Annotated in this window: 12 protein-coding genes; 4 read left to right on the top strand and 8 right to left on the bottom strand. The window is 55.5% G+C overall.

What is annotated here, in order from left to right; genetic code table 11:
• Positions 1–103: 103 nt before the first annotated feature.
• From L463_RS09325 to L463_RS09335, 3 genes are read right to left on the bottom strand one after another with little or no spacing between them, the layout of a single operon-like run.
• The gene (locus tag L463_RS09325; RefSeq protein ID WP_032673190.1) at positions 104–916 is read right to left on the bottom strand and encodes a MetQ/NlpA family ABC transporter substrate-binding protein; all 813 of its coding nucleotides are present in this window, start codon (positions 914–916) and stop codon (positions 104–106) included.
• A 23-nt stretch (positions 917–939) separates the two neighbouring features.
• Positions 940–1,608 carry a methionine ABC transporter permease gene (locus L463_RS09330; protein WP_032103706.1) on the bottom strand — a complete coding sequence of 223 codons (669 nt, stop codon included), beginning with the start codon at positions 1,606–1,608 and terminating at the stop codon, positions 940–942.
• Positions 1,601–2,623 (bottom strand): methionine ABC transporter ATP-binding protein, encoded by a 1,023-nt coding sequence (locus L463_RS09335; RefSeq protein WP_032103708.1) that lies wholly within the window; start codon positions 2,621–2,623, stop codon positions 1,601–1,603. The genes L463_RS09330 and L463_RS09335 overlap by 8 nt, the downstream gene beginning before the upstream one ends.
• Before the next feature lie 399 nt (positions 2,624–3,022).
• Between L463_RS09335 and L463_RS09340 the strand changes: the two genes are divergently transcribed.
• The 4 genes from L463_RS09340 (at position 3,023) to lpp (ending at position 7,898) form a co-directional block, all read left to right on the top strand.
• A complete protein-coding gene (locus tag L463_RS09340) occupies positions 3,023–4,393 on the top strand; it encodes a pyridoxal-phosphate dependent enzyme (RefSeq protein ID WP_017384623.1) in 1,371 nt (456 codons plus the stop codon).
• A gap of 12 nt (positions 4,394–4,405) precedes the next feature.
• Positions 4,406–5,551, top strand: coding sequence for a trans-sulfuration enzyme family protein (locus tag L463_RS09345; RefSeq protein WP_023296369.1), 1,146 nt, complete (start codon positions 4,406–4,408; stop codon positions 5,549–5,551).
• Between the two features lie 376 nt (positions 5,552–5,927).
• Positions 5,928–7,349, top strand: a complete 1,422-nt coding sequence (gene pykF / locus L463_RS09350; protein WP_015570703.1) for a pyruvate kinase PykF — start codon at positions 5,928–5,930, stop codon at positions 7,347–7,349.
• A 312-nt stretch (positions 7,350–7,661) separates the two neighbouring features.
• Positions 7,662–7,898 (top strand): murein lipoprotein Lpp, encoded by a 237-nt coding sequence (lpp, locus tag L463_RS09355; protein WP_001082307.1) that lies wholly within the window; start codon positions 7,662–7,664, stop codon positions 7,896–7,898.
• A gap of 60 nt (positions 7,899–7,958) precedes the next feature.
• Here lpp and L463_RS09360 read toward each other — a convergent pair whose 3' ends face one another.
• The 5 genes from L463_RS09360 to sufC form a co-directional block, all read right to left on the bottom strand.
• The gene (locus tag L463_RS09360) at positions 7,959–8,972 is read right to left on the bottom strand and encodes a L,D-transpeptidase LdtE (RefSeq protein WP_032103709.1); all 1,014 of its coding nucleotides are present in this window, start codon (positions 8,970–8,972) and stop codon (positions 7,959–7,961) included.
• Between the two features lie 97 nt (positions 8,973–9,069).
• Positions 9,070–9,486: a cysteine desulfuration protein SufE gene (gene sufE / locus L463_RS09365; RefSeq protein WP_032103710.1), complete on the bottom strand. Its 417-nt coding sequence runs from the start codon at positions 9,484–9,486 to the stop codon at positions 9,070–9,072.
• 14 nt (positions 9,487–9,500) lie between these two features.
• Positions 9,501–10,721, bottom strand: coding sequence for a cysteine desulfurase SufS (gene sufS / locus L463_RS09370; protein WP_032103712.1), 1,221 nt, complete (start codon positions 10,719–10,721; stop codon positions 9,501–9,503).
• Positions 10,718–11,989, bottom strand: coding sequence for a Fe-S cluster assembly protein SufD (gene sufD / locus L463_RS09375; RefSeq protein WP_023296367.1), 1,272 nt, complete (start codon positions 11,987–11,989; stop codon positions 10,718–10,720). The genes sufS and sufD overlap by 4 nt, the downstream gene beginning before the upstream one ends.
• Complete coding sequence (sufC, locus tag L463_RS09380) at positions 11,964–12,710, bottom strand: Fe-S cluster assembly ATPase SufC (protein WP_032103713.1); 747 nt, start codon at positions 12,708–12,710, stop codon at positions 11,964–11,966. Before sufC ends, sufD begins: the two co-directional genes overlap by 26 nt.
• Positions 12,711–12,715 lie beyond the last annotated feature (5 nt).

Here is a 12,715-nt window from a genome sequence, read left to right as displayed (position 1 = left end):
TCACTCCGTTGCCCTAAACCGTCAGCTTAAATCATTCGTCGGCTGGATACAAAAAAGAAGCCCGGCGTGTTGTTCGCCGGGCTTCGTCTGGAAAATCAGGAGATTAGTTGTTTACCGGGATCACTGCGCCTTTGTATTTGGTGCGGATCCAGTCCTGAATCTCTTTGGAGTGCAGCACGTTCACCAGCGCGACGATATCCTTCTTCTTCTCATCACCGCGATGAACGGTAATGATGTTGGCGTACGGGTTATTCTCACCGCTTTCTACCACAATGGGATCGTGCACCGGATCCAGACCGGCATCAATTGCGTAGTTGGCGTTGATCACCACCGCAGCACCTTCGTCGTTGTTGTACATCTGCGGCAGCAGAGATGCCTCGACGTTAGGGGTAAATTGCAGCTTTTTCGGGTTCTCCACGATATCGCTGATGCGCGCGGTCACTTTATCGATGCCCGGCTTCAGCTTGATCACGCCCTCTTTTTCGAAGATGGAGAGAATACGCCCTTCCTCGGAAACCGCATCACGCATGATGATTTTGCCGCCTTCCGGCAGATCCTTCAGCGATTTGTATTTTTTCGAATAGATACCGATCGGCTCAATGTGGATTGCGCCCGCACTGACAAAATCATAATCCTTATCGCCCGCGTGATCTTTCAGCACGCTGTTCAGGTAAGGGATGTGCTGGAAATAGTTGGCGTCAATGTCATGCCCCGCCAGCGCCGTGTTTGGCAGAATGTAGTCCTGGAACGGTTTAATCTCCAGATCAATCCCCTGCTTCGCCAGAATCGGCTTAGCCTGCTCCAGAATTTCCGCGTGCGGGGTGTTGGACGCCCCCACGGTGAGCGTGTCCGCCCAGGAGGCAAAGCTCAGGGCGCTCAGGGTTGCGGCGGCGATCAGTGTCAGTGTCTTTTTCATGATGTGGTTCCTGTGTGTATTTATTAGCGTTTATCTAACAGTGAAGTAATGGCATCGCCGACGAACTGGATAATGAACACGATGATCAAAATGGTCACCGTTGCCACCAGCGTGACGTCACCATGGTTGCGCTGGAATCCTTCCAGATAAGCCAGATTTCCCAAACCGCCAGCACCTATCACCCCTGCCATTGCGCTGTAGCTCACCAGCGCAATCAGCGTCACCGTCATACCTGAAACCAGTGCGGGTGAAGATTCCGGCAATAAAACCCGAAACACTAACGTACTCAGCCGCGCGCCCATCGAACGCGTGGCCTCAATGACCCCTTTGTCCACTTCTCGCAGGGCAATCTCGACCAGACGGGCGTAGAACGGCGCCGCACCCACAATCAGAGCGGGCAGCGCAGCGTTAGCGCCAAGAATGGTCCCCACAACGGTCTTGGTGAACGGGATCAGCAGGACGATGAGAATGATGAACGGAATCGAGCGGAACACGTTCACCACAATCGACATCACGCTGTAGACCGTGCGGTTGTGGAATAACCCGCCGCGGGCGGTTAAAAACAGCGCCAGACCAAGCGCGATCCCCAGGACAAACGTCGCCACGCCGGAAAGCGCGGTCATGTAAAGCGTCTCCTGAGTTGCAGCCCAAAGCTGATCCCACTTCAGGTGCGGAAAGAGTTCTTCACCCATGCTTGATTACCTCGCCTTCAATATCGCTTTGCTTCAGGTCGGCGAGGATATTGTTCAGTTGTTCGTCCGATGCCACCACGTGCACCCAGAGCTGCCCGAAAACACCGTGGGCGGTTTGCGTCATTTTGCCGTGCAGGATGTTAAACGGCAGGCCGTAGCGCAGGGTCAGTTCACCGACGATCGGCCTGTGCGTGCTGTGCCCGGTGAAGGTCAGCCTGATCACCGTGCCTTCCAGATCGTTTGCCAGTTCGGTGTTGAAGGTCTCTTCCTCCGCGTACTGGCTCACCTGGCGGACAAACTGCCGGGTGATCGGCTGCTGCGGATGCGTAAACACGCTCAACACGTCCCCCTCTTCCACCACCTTGCCGTTATCCATTACCGCCACGCGGTCGCAGATTTTGCGCACCACGTGCATCTCATGCGTAATGAGTACGATGGTCAGGTTAAAGCGACGGTTAATGTCCAGGAGCAGATCGAGGATCTGATCGGTGGTTTGTGGATCCAGCGCCGAGGTGGCTTCGTCACACAGCAGTACGTCCGGATGATTGGCCAGCGCGCGGGCAATGCCCACACGCTGTTTTTGCCCGCCGCTCAGCTGCGACGGGTAAGCATTCTCGCGCCCCTTCAGGCCGACCAGCTCCACCAGTTCGGCAACGCGAGCCTGAATTTGCGCTTTTGGTACACCGGCAATTTGCATTGAAAAGGCGATGTTTTCCTTCACCGTGCGCGACCAGAGCAAATTAAAGTGCTGGAACACCATGCTGATTTTCAGGCGTGCCTGACGCAGCGCTTCTCCCTTCGCGGCGGAGATATCCTGGCCGTTAATGGTGACGCTGCCGACGCTGGGCTTTTCCAGACCGTTCAGCAGACGGATCAGCGTACTTTTCCCGGCCCCGCTGTAACCGATGATCCCGTAAATCTGTCCCTGCTCTATCGTCAGGTTGACGTTATCTACGGCTGTCAGCGCCTGTTTCCCGTTGTCAAAAACCTTCGAAATATTGCTGAGTACAATCATTCTTATTCTTTATCCGTTTCGCATATAGCGGTTTAGCAGTATGGATGTCCAAAAGATAGTAAACAGCCGTTATCAGCTTTTAAATGACCAAAAAAGAATTTCTTATAATGCTCAGGAATAAGCAGCGAACTGGCGGGTGAAAAGCATTTAGATGAATATCAGCAATAATTATCTGCCATTTGCATATCAGGTCTTACTCACCCGACGAAATCGGCTAATTTTGCAGCACTTTATGCGGATATAGCCATCCTCACATCCGGACAACTTTACGTCTTGCTGTCTTTCCATCTGAAAACACAAGGATTATTCCTTTCCGTTCTAAAACTCAGTGAAAGGTTCTTTATTGAGAAAATTTCATGGTTCTATCATCCGGTCATCACCTCTTCACAGGACATGACCATGACGCTTTACCACTCCGTCACCGAACTGATTGGCCGTACGCCGCTCATCCAGCTGCACAAGCTGGACACCGGCCCCTGCTCGCTGTTTCTGAAGCTGGAAAACCAGAATCCCGGCGGCTCGATTAAAGACCGCGTCGCGTTGTCGATGATTAATGAAGCCGAGCGTACGGGCCAGCTACGGCCCGGCGGCACCATTATTGAAGCCACGGCGGGGAACACCGGCCTGGGGCTGGCGTTGATTGCGGCGCAGAAGGGCTACTCGCTGATCCTGGTGGTGCCGGACAAAATGAGCCGCGAGAAGATTTTCCACCTGCGCGCGTTAGGGGCGCAGGTCGTGCTGACCCGTTCAGATGTGAATAAAGGGCATCCGGCCTACTACCAGGATTATGCCCGGCGGCTGGCGAACGAACTGCCAGGCGCGTTTTATATTGATCAGTTCAATAACGCGGCCAATCCGCTAGCGCACCGCACCACTACCGCACCGGAACTGTTTGAACAGCTTGACGGCCAGATCGATGCCATCGTCGTCGGCGTGGGGTCCGGCGGTACGCTGGGTGGCTTACAGGCGTGGTTTGCAGAACATTCGCCGCAGACGGAATTTGTGCTTGCCGATCCGGCCGGGTCGGTGCTGGCGGACCAGGTTGAAAACGGACGCCATCACGATGCCGGATCGTGGCTGGTTGAGGGGATTGGCGAAGACTTTATCCCTCCGCTGGCGCACATCGAAGGGGTTAACCGCGCCTGGCGCATTACCGATCGCGAGGCGTTCACCACCGCCCGCGATCTGCTAAAAACGGAAGGGATCCTGGCAGGCTCCTCCACCGGCACGCTGCTGGCGGCGGCGCTGAAATATTGCCAGGCGCAGACTACGCCAAAACGTGTGGTCACCTTCGCCTGCGACAGCGGCAATAAATACCTCTCGAAGATGTTCAACGACGACTGGATGCGCCAGCAGGGGCTGATTTCGCGTCCGCAGGCAGGCGATCTCTCGGACTATATTGCCCTGCGCCACGATGAAGGCGCGACGGTGACTGCCGCCCCGGACGACACGCTTTCCACCGTGCTGGCCCGCATGCGCCTGTACGACATCTCCCAGCTGCCGGTGCTCGATAACGACAAGGTCGTCGGCATCATCGACGAGTGGGACCTGCTGCGACACATCGGGGGAGATGCCGATCGCTTCTCTCTCCCCGTGACGGCGGCCATGACGCGTCAGGTCGAATATCTGGATAAGCAGGCCCCGGAGAGCGCCCTGTACGCCATCTTTGACCGTGGCCTGGTGGCGATTATTTATGACGAAGATCGCTTTCTGGGTCTGATCACACGCAGTGATGTACTCACCGCCTGGCGTAACCGCCTGACAAAATAAAAGGAGCAAAAGATGAAAAACCTGGCCACCCTCAGCGTTCACAGCGGTGAGTATCACGACCCGCACGGCGCCGTGATGCCGCCAATTTACGCCACGTCGACGTTTGCGCAACCGGCACCGGGTGAACATACCGGCTACGAATACTCCCGGAGCGGCAATCCAACCCGCCACGCGCTGGAGACCGCCATCGCCAAACTGGAAGGCGGCACGCGCGGGTACGCTTTCGCGTCAGGGCTGGCAGCCATTTCCACCGTGCTCGAACTGCTGGATAAAGACAGCCATATCGTCGCCATTGACGACGTGTATGGCGGTACGTATCGCCTGATCGAAAACGTGCGCAAGCGCAGCACCGGGTTACAGGTGAGCTGGGTTAAGCCGGACGATGTAGCCGGGCTTGAGGCCGCCATTCGCCCGGACACGCGCATGATCTGGGTGGAAACGCCAACGAACCCGCTGCTGAAACTGGCCGACCTGGAGGCCATCGCGGACATTGCCCGGCGCCATAATGCGATCAGCGTGGCGGATAATACCTTCGCCTCCCCGGTCATTCACCGGCCGCTGGAGGCGGGGTTCGACATAGTGGTCCACTCCGCCACTAAATATCTCAACGGTCATTCAGACGTGGTTGCCGGGCTGGCTGTTGTCGGGGCAAATAAGGATCTCGCGGAGCGTCTGGGCTATCTGCAAAACGCGGTTGGCGGCGTTCTGGATCCGTTCAGCAGCTTCCTGACGCTGCGGGGGATTCGCACCCTCTCACTGCGCGTTGAGAAGCACAGCGCCAACGCGCTGGCGATTGCGCAATGGCTGGAGCAGCATCCGCAGGTAGACCGCGTGTTCTATCCCGGGCTGGCGTCACATCCCCAGTATGCACTGGCCCGCAGACAAATGGCGCTGGCGGGCGGCATGATCTCCGTTGTGATTAAAGGCGATGCGCAACGCGCGACAGAGGTGATCCGTCATCTTACGCTCTTTACCCTGGCGGAAAGTCTGGGCGGTGTGGAGAGTCTGGTGAGCCAGCCCTACAGCATGACCCACGCCTCCATACCACTGGCGCAGCGTCTTGCAAACGGCATTGTGCCGCAGCTTATCCGCCTGTCGGTGGGGATTGAGGATGCGAAGGATCTGATCGCCGACCTTCAGCAGGCGCTGGAAAAGTGAGCAAAAAACGGCGGGCGTTGCGCCTGCCGTCATAAGATGACATTAGACCTTAACGCCTTGATAACAAACTTATGTGAATCTGCACAGATTGTTTTGAAACGCTGTTTCCATTTTCCTTTTTACTGTAAATCAGCGTATAATGCGCGCCAAATCCCTGGTGAATGGTTTCAGCGCTTGGAATACAAAAAACAACGTACAACTTCTCCTCTCCTTCGTTGGGCTGGCACTCAGGCACACTTTCTTCTGCACGCTCATTTGATGTCACCTATTCTTAGTGCGTGTCATATACTCTTTCGCAACACAGGTTTGACTCCGCGGCGGTGCGCCCCCGGAGCGAGATTTCCATATCCTTCCCAACTTAAAGACTAAGACTGTCATGAAAAAGACGAAAATTGTTTGTACTATCGGCCCGAAAACCGAATCCGAAGAGATGCTGAGCAAAATGCTGGATGCCGGCATGAACGTGATGCGTCTGAACTTCTCCCACGGCGACTATGCTGAACACGGTCAGCGTATCCAGAACTTGCGCAACGTGATGAGCAAGACCGGGAAAAAAGCGGCAATCCTGCTCGACACCAAAGGTCCTGAAATCCGCACCATCAAACTGGAAGGCGGTAACGACGTTTCCCTGAAAGCGGGCCAGACCTTCACCTTCACCACCGACAAATCCGTTGTAGGTAATAACGAAATCGTTGCCGTGACCTACGAAGGCTTCACCAGCGATCTGTCCGTTGGCAACACCGTGCTGGTGGATGACGGCCTGATCGGCATGGAAGTGACCGCGATCGAAGGCAACAAGGTTATCTGTAAAGTGCTGAACAACGGCGATCTGGGCGAAAACAAAGGCGTTAACCTGCCGGGTGTGTCCATTGCGCTGCCTGCGCTGGCTGAAAAAGACAAACAAGACCTGATCTTCGGCTGCGAACAAGGCGTGGACTTCGTTGCTGCCTCCTTTATCCGTAAACGTTCTGATGTGGTTGAGATCCGTGAGCACCTGAAAGCGCACGGCGGCGAGAACATCCAGATCATCTCCAAGATCGAAAACCAGGAAGGCCTGAACAACTTCGACGAAATCCTCGAAGCGTCTGACGGTATCATGGTTGCGCGTGGCGACCTGGGCGTTGAAATCCCGGTTGAAGAAGTGATCTTCGCGCAGAAGATGATGATCGAGAAATGTGTTCGCGCGCGTAAAGTGGTTATCACCGCAACGCAGATGCTGGACTCCATGATCAAAAACCCACGCCCTACCCGCGCTGAAGCAGGCGACGTAGCAAACGCCATCCTTGACGGTACCGATGCCGTTATGCTGTCTGGCGAATCTGCAAAAGGGAAATACCCTCTGGAAGCGGTCGGCATCATGGCGACCATCTGTGAGCGTACCGACCGCGTGATGAAAAGCCGTCTGGATTACAACAACGACAGCCGTAAACTGCGCATCACCGAAGCCGTGTGCCGTGGTGCGGTAGAAACCGCTGAGAAACTGGAAGCCCCACTGATTGTCGTGGCGACCCAGGGTGGTAAATCTGCGCGTGCCGTGCGTAAATACTTCCCGGATGCGACCATTCTGGCGCTGACCACCAACGAAACTACCGCGCGTCAGCTGGTGCTGAGCAAAGGCGTGATCCCACACCTGGTGAAAGAGATTGCCTCTACCGATGATTTCTATCGTCTGGGTAAAGAAGTGGCTCTGGAACTGGTTGATTGTGGCCTGGCCCAGAAAGGCGACGTGGTGGTTATGGTTTCTGGCGCGCTGGTTCCAAGCGGCACCACCAACACTGCATCTGTCCACGTGCTGTAATATTTCACGAACAAATTATTGTTTTGTTAAAAAGCGTCCTTCGGGGCGCTTTTTTTATTCCCGCCTTTAACCAGAACTATTCAAAAAGCAAATCGGGTTTTTCTATTTAATCGCGATTTATCTAAGATGAATCCGATGAAAAATGCCTTTTTTAACATAGCTTTTTCGTCAAAATTGCCGATTTCGTTGCTTCTTTGAGCGAACGATCAAAAATAGGCGTAATCCCATCAAAAAAATATTCTCAACCCAAAAAACTTTGTGTAATACTTGTAACGCTACATGGAGATTAACTCAATCTAGAGGGTATTAATAATGAATCGTACTAAACTGGTACTGGGCGCGGTAATCCTGGGTTCTACTCTGCTGGCAGGTTGCTCCAGCAACGCTAAAATCGATCAGCTGTCTTCTGACGTTCAGACTCTGAACGCTAAAGTTGACCAGCTGAGCAACGACGTGAACGCAATGCGTTCCGACGTTCAGGCTGCTAAAGACGACGCAGCTCGCGCTAACCAGCGTCTGGACAACCAGGCTACTAAATACCGTAAGTAATAGTACCTGTTAATAAAATGGCGCACATTGTGCGCCATTTTTTTTGCCTTCGTCAAACCTCTACTGAAGCGCTTTCTCTCCCTCGCCTTCCGCCACCGCCGCTGAGACACGACTGTTCTGTACCGACAGGACAGAATTGCTGGCTGAAGAACCACTGCCTGCTGACACGGCAACCGGGATCCCCGCTCTGCGCGCCAGGGCCTTGTCGATTTGCGTTTTATCGCTACCTGACTCCGCTGCAAAGGCGGTAAACGCCGCCGAGTGCGTGAACGGCACCGTCTGTGGGTTTTCGCCCTCAGCCTGCGCCAGCGGCCTGTGCACCTCGATATAACGTTTGCCGTCCGGCTCGACGGAGAACTTCACCGGCTCATTGATGATCTGCACCCGCGTGCCGACGCGCACTTGCTCAAACAACGCTTTGATATCGGGCGCGTTCATCCGCATACAACCCGAGCTGACCCGCAGCCCTACGCTGTCCGGCGCGCTGGTGCCGTGAATAAGATATTCCCCATTCCCGATACCCAGACGAAGCGCAAAGCGCCCCAGCGGGTTATTTGGCCCTGCGGGTACCACAGGCGGCAGTTTAATGCCCTGGGCCAGTGAGCGCGCTCTGATGCCCGCTGTGGGGGTCCAGGTAGGGTTAGGGATTTTCTGACTCACACGGGTGGTGCTGACCGGTGTTTCCAGCCCAAGCTGACCAATACCCAGCGGATAGACCTGCACGATATTTTCGCCAGGCGGATAGAAGTAAAGACGCAGCTCCGCCAGATTCACCACAATGCCCTCGCGCTCGGTGTCCGGCAGTAGCATCTGGGAAGGGATCGTAATGACCGTTCCTGGCGCAGGGTTCACTGGTGCAATGGTATTATTGGTTTCAAGGATGAGCTGTGCGGCGGTATTAAACCGACGAGCGATAGACTGAAGTTTATTGTCCCCTTCCTGAATGGTGTATGTCTGGTTTTGCCCAATCAGACGACTGCCCACGGGCGGTAAAGGATAATCAACCGCCCTGGCTGAATTAACAGCACTGAGCGAACCAAGGAGTAATAGAGTTATTAGAGACGCGCGCTTCATGCTGAGATTCCTTATTCACTGACCAAACGTCAGAAAGCTGAAAAACCAGCGAGGTGGAAACCACCCCGCGAAACAGAATGAATGCTGTTCTGTCAGTTTAGCTAAGGATTGCGGCTTTGGCGCGGATGGCGCGGATCATCGCTTCCAGCCCCTGGGATCGGGACGGGGTGAGGTGTTGAGTTAAGGCCATTTGTTCAAACCACGGGCGAACGTCAAAGGCGACAATATCCTGCGCCGACATCTGGTGATAAAGAATAAATACGACGGCAATAAGCCCCTTCACAATGGCGGCATCGCTGTCACCCTGTAATTCAATTACGCCTTCATCCGTCTGCTGCATCAGGATCCAGACCTGACTCTGGCAGCCCTGAATGATGTTGTCCGGGTTATGCGCCTCTTCGCTGAGCGGCGGCAGGCGCTGACCCAGCTCGATGATATAAAGGTATTTCTCTTCCCAGTTTGCGCAACGCCCAAAGTTGCGCAGCAATTTATCTCTGTCCGGCAAATCTGCCATCTCTCGCCTCTCCGTTAGCCAAGCAGCTGGTGAATACGTTTTAGTCCCGCCACCAGTCTGTCGACCTCTTCCGTTGTGTTGTACATCACCAGCGATGCGCGGCACATGGCCGGTACCTGATAATACGCCATCAGCGGCATCGCGCAGTGATGCCCGGTACGCACAGCGACGCCGTAATTATCAAGGAAACTGCCCACATCATAGGCGTGATGCTTGCCGAGGTTGAAGGCTATCACACCCAGACGGTCAGCAGGACCATATAAGGTCAGATCCGGGACGCTGGCCAGCTCCTGCAAGGCATAATGCATCAGCAGCTGTTCGTACTCCTGAATCGCCGCCAGCCCCGTTTCAGAAACGTAGCTAATGGCCGCGCCCAGCCCGATGATCCCGCCCGTGTTGGGCGTACCCGCCTCGAAGCGCCAGGGCGCACGGGCGTAGGTTGTGCCGTCCGTCAGGCTGACGGTGGCAATCATTGACCCGCCCCCTTCCCACGGCGGCATGGCCTGGAGAATGTCCTCTTTCACATACAACACGCCGATGCCCGTCGGGCCATACAGCTTGTGCCCGGAGAAGACGTAGAAATCGCAGTCCAGAGCCTGAACGTCAACCGCATGGTGCATCACCGCCTGGGCGCCATCAATCAACACTTTCGCACCAACCTGATGGGCTTTGTCGACGATCAGCGCCACCGGATTTTCCGTCCCCAGCACGTTTGAAACGTGGGTCACCGCCACCAGCCGCGTTCTGTCGTCCAGCAGGGCGTCCAGCTTTTCCAGCTGGAGCGTGCCGTCTTCATTCAGGGGGATCACCCGCAGTTGCGCCCCCACACGCTCACAGAGCATCTGCCAGGGCACGATGTTGGCGTGGTGCTCCATCTGGGTGATGATGATGTTATCCCCCGCGTGCACCTGCGCATTGCCCCAGCTGTTAGCCACCAGGTTGATCCCTTCGGTGGTGCCACGCACAAACACCAGCTCTTCCGGCGAACGCGCGTTGAGGAAGGCCGCAACCTGCGTGCGCACGTTTTCCATGCGCTGGGTCGCCTCGGCGCTCAGGGTGTGGATCCCGCGATGTACCGCCGCATAACCGTGGCGATAAAACTCGGCTTCCGCATCCACCACCTGATTTGGTTTTTGCGCGCTGGCCGCACTGTCGAGATAGGCCAGCGGCAGACCGTTCACTTCACGGGTCAGTACCGGAAAATCTGCCCGGACTTTCTCTACGGGAAATGTCATGCTTCGCCTCCAGGCAGACGCTGACCGATACGGGCCAGCACCTGCTGTTTAAGTCCGCCATCGGGCAGCGCTTCCGTCAGCTCAGCCGCAAAGGCGTAAATAATCATCTTTTGCGCGGCCTGCTGGTCTATCCCGCGCGAGCGCAGGTAGAACATCTGCTCATCGTCAATACGCCCGACCGTCGCGCCGTGGCTGCATTTCACGTCGTCCGCATAAATTTCCAGCTGTGGTTTGGTGTCCACCTCTGCCAGACGTCCCAGCAAAAGGTTGTTGTTGGTCATCTGCCCGTCAGTTTTGATGGCGTGCTGCGCCACGTTTATCAGGCCGTTAAACACCGCACGTCCTTTGTCGCTGACGATGGTTTTGTGCAGCTGACGGCTGTTGCAGTAGCCTTTGTTATGCTCAAGCCAGGTGCGCGTGTCGCACACTTCTGACTTCACTGGCATCGCCAGGCTGTTAATACGTAGCGTAGTGTTTTCACCGTTCAGCTGGGTGCTGGTATTGTGGCGCAGCACCGCGCCGCCAAGCAGGAAGCTGTGGCTGTACGCCGCGGCATCCTGGCCCAGCAGAATATCGTTGTGGGCGAAGTGGTGACTGAGCGGATTCTCAAACGCCAGCTTGATGTGGTGCAGCTGGGCATTGGCCGCCACGTTCATCGTCAGACGCGAACCGGTAAAATGACGGGTGTCGTTAAGGCTGACGTAATGCTCGATCACCGTCGCCTCTGCCCCTTCTGCCAGCTCAAGATGGTGGCGATAGTGGGCGGTGTTAATCTCATCACCCTCAACGCCCTGGGTGATATGCATCAGCAGCAGCGGTTTCGCCGGACGCTGGTTACGCTTAACGCGAATATGGGTGACAGATTGCGACAGGCTCTCTGTCAGGTGCAGGAAGACTTCAGGCTGAACGGGCGCGTTCAGCGACTGACGTTCATCGTTAATGACGATATCGAACCCGCTCTCCTGCACGCTGTCGCTCAGCTCCGCACGGAACAGACCGTCGACAAATACCAGACGCACGGCATCCACGCTCAGCGCCAGCATGTCGCGCTGATCGGGGCTGACCTGCGCCAGACGGGTGACAAACTCGCCGTTCAGCAGGCCATCCAGCGGGGTATATTTCCAGTTCTCATGTTTACGCGTCGGTAAACCGAGACGCAGCATCTGCTGGAGATGGTGCTGAGCCTGTTCAGAGCGCGCTCGACCCTGCGCTTCAAACAGCCGGTGCCACTGCTGAAGTGCATTACTGCTGTTCGGTAAGCCAGCCATAACCCTGCTCCTCCAGTTGTTTAACCAGCGTAAAGTCACCGGATTTCACAATGCGTCCCTGGTAAAGCACGTGGACATAGTCCGGTTTGATGTAATCCAGAATTCGCTGATAGTGAGTCACGATGATAAATGAGCGGTTGCCGTCACGCAGGGAGTTCACCCCGTCGGCAACGATCTTCAGGGCATCGATATCCAGCCCTGAATCGGTCTCATCGAGAATGCACAGCGCCGGTTCCAGAACCGCCATTTGCAGAATATCGTTACGTTTCTTCTCACCGCCGGAGAAACCCACGTTTACCGAGCGGGTCAACAGATTTTCCGGCATTTTCAGCAGCTTAATCTTTTCTTCCATCAGATCCTGGAAGTCAAAGCGATCCAGCGCCTCAAGGCCGCGATACTTGCGCACCGCGTTCAGCGCGGTTTGCAGGAAGAACTGGTTGCTGACGCCCGGAATTTCCACCGGATACTGGAAGGCCATAAAGATGCCCTCGCCGGCACGCTCTTCCGGCGACATCTCCAGCAGATCTTTGCCGTTAAACTCAACGGAGCCGCTGGTAACTTCATAATCTTCGCGTCCTGCCAGCGTCGCTGAAAGCGTACTTTTCCCGGAGCCGTTTGGCCCCATGATGGCGTGAACTTCACCCGGTTTGACGTCAAAATTGAGGCCACGCAGGATCTCTTTCTCTTCCACGCTAACCTGTAAATCTTTAATGCTTAACATGTGCT

It is taken from the genome of Enterobacter sp. BIDMC 27, from assembly GCF_000534415.1.
Classification (GTDB): domain Bacteria; phylum Pseudomonadota; class Gammaproteobacteria; order Enterobacterales; family Enterobacteriaceae; genus Enterobacter; species Enterobacter hormaechei_C.
This window is presented reverse-complemented; position numbering and strand designations above follow the sequence as displayed.

What these genes read in the sequence shown, in the direction of transcription:
- lpp (WP_001082307.1), top strand. Translation starts at nt 7,662, where the DNA reads ATGAATCGTACTAAACTGGTACTGGGCGCGGTAATCCTGGGTTCTACT.
- pykF (WP_015570703.1), top strand. Translation starts at nt 5,928, where the DNA reads ATGAAAAAGACGAAAATTGTTTGTACTATCGGCCCGAAAACCGAATCC.
- L463_RS09330 (WP_032103706.1), bottom strand. Translation starts at nt 1,608, where the DNA reads ATGGGTGAAGAACTCTTTCCGCACCTGAAGTGGGATCAGCTTTGGGCT.
- sufD (WP_023296367.1), bottom strand. Translation starts at nt 11,989, where the DNA reads ATGGCTGGCTTACCGAACAGCAGTAATGCACTTCAGCAGTGGCACCGG.
- L463_RS09335 (WP_032103708.1), bottom strand. Translation starts at nt 2,623, where the DNA reads ATGATTGTACTCAGCAATATTTCGAAGGTTTTTGACAACGGGAAACAG.
- L463_RS09360 (WP_032103709.1), bottom strand. Translation starts at nt 8,972, where the DNA reads ATGAAGCGCGCGTCTCTAATAACTCTATTACTCCTTGGTTCGCTCAGT.
- L463_RS09340 (WP_017384623.1), top strand. Translation starts at nt 3,023, where the DNA reads ATGACGCTTTACCACTCCGTCACCGAACTGATTGGCCGTACGCCGCTC.
- sufE (WP_032103710.1), bottom strand. Translation starts at nt 9,486, where the DNA reads ATGGCAGATTTGCCGGACAGAGATAAATTGCTGCGCAACTTTGGGCGT.
- L463_RS09345 (WP_023296369.1), top strand. Translation starts at nt 4,406, where the DNA reads ATGAAAAACCTGGCCACCCTCAGCGTTCACAGCGGTGAGTATCACGAC.
- sufS (WP_032103712.1), bottom strand. Translation starts at nt 10,721, where the DNA reads ATGACATTTCCCGTAGAGAAAGTCCGGGCAGATTTTCCGGTACTGACC.
- L463_RS09325 (WP_032673190.1), bottom strand. Translation starts at nt 916, where the DNA reads ATGAAAAAGACACTGACACTGATCGCCGCCGCAACCCTGAGCGCCCTG.
- sufC (WP_032103713.1), bottom strand. Translation starts at nt 12,710, where the DNA reads ATGTTAAGCATTAAAGATTTACAGGTTAGCGTGGAAGAGAAAGAGATC.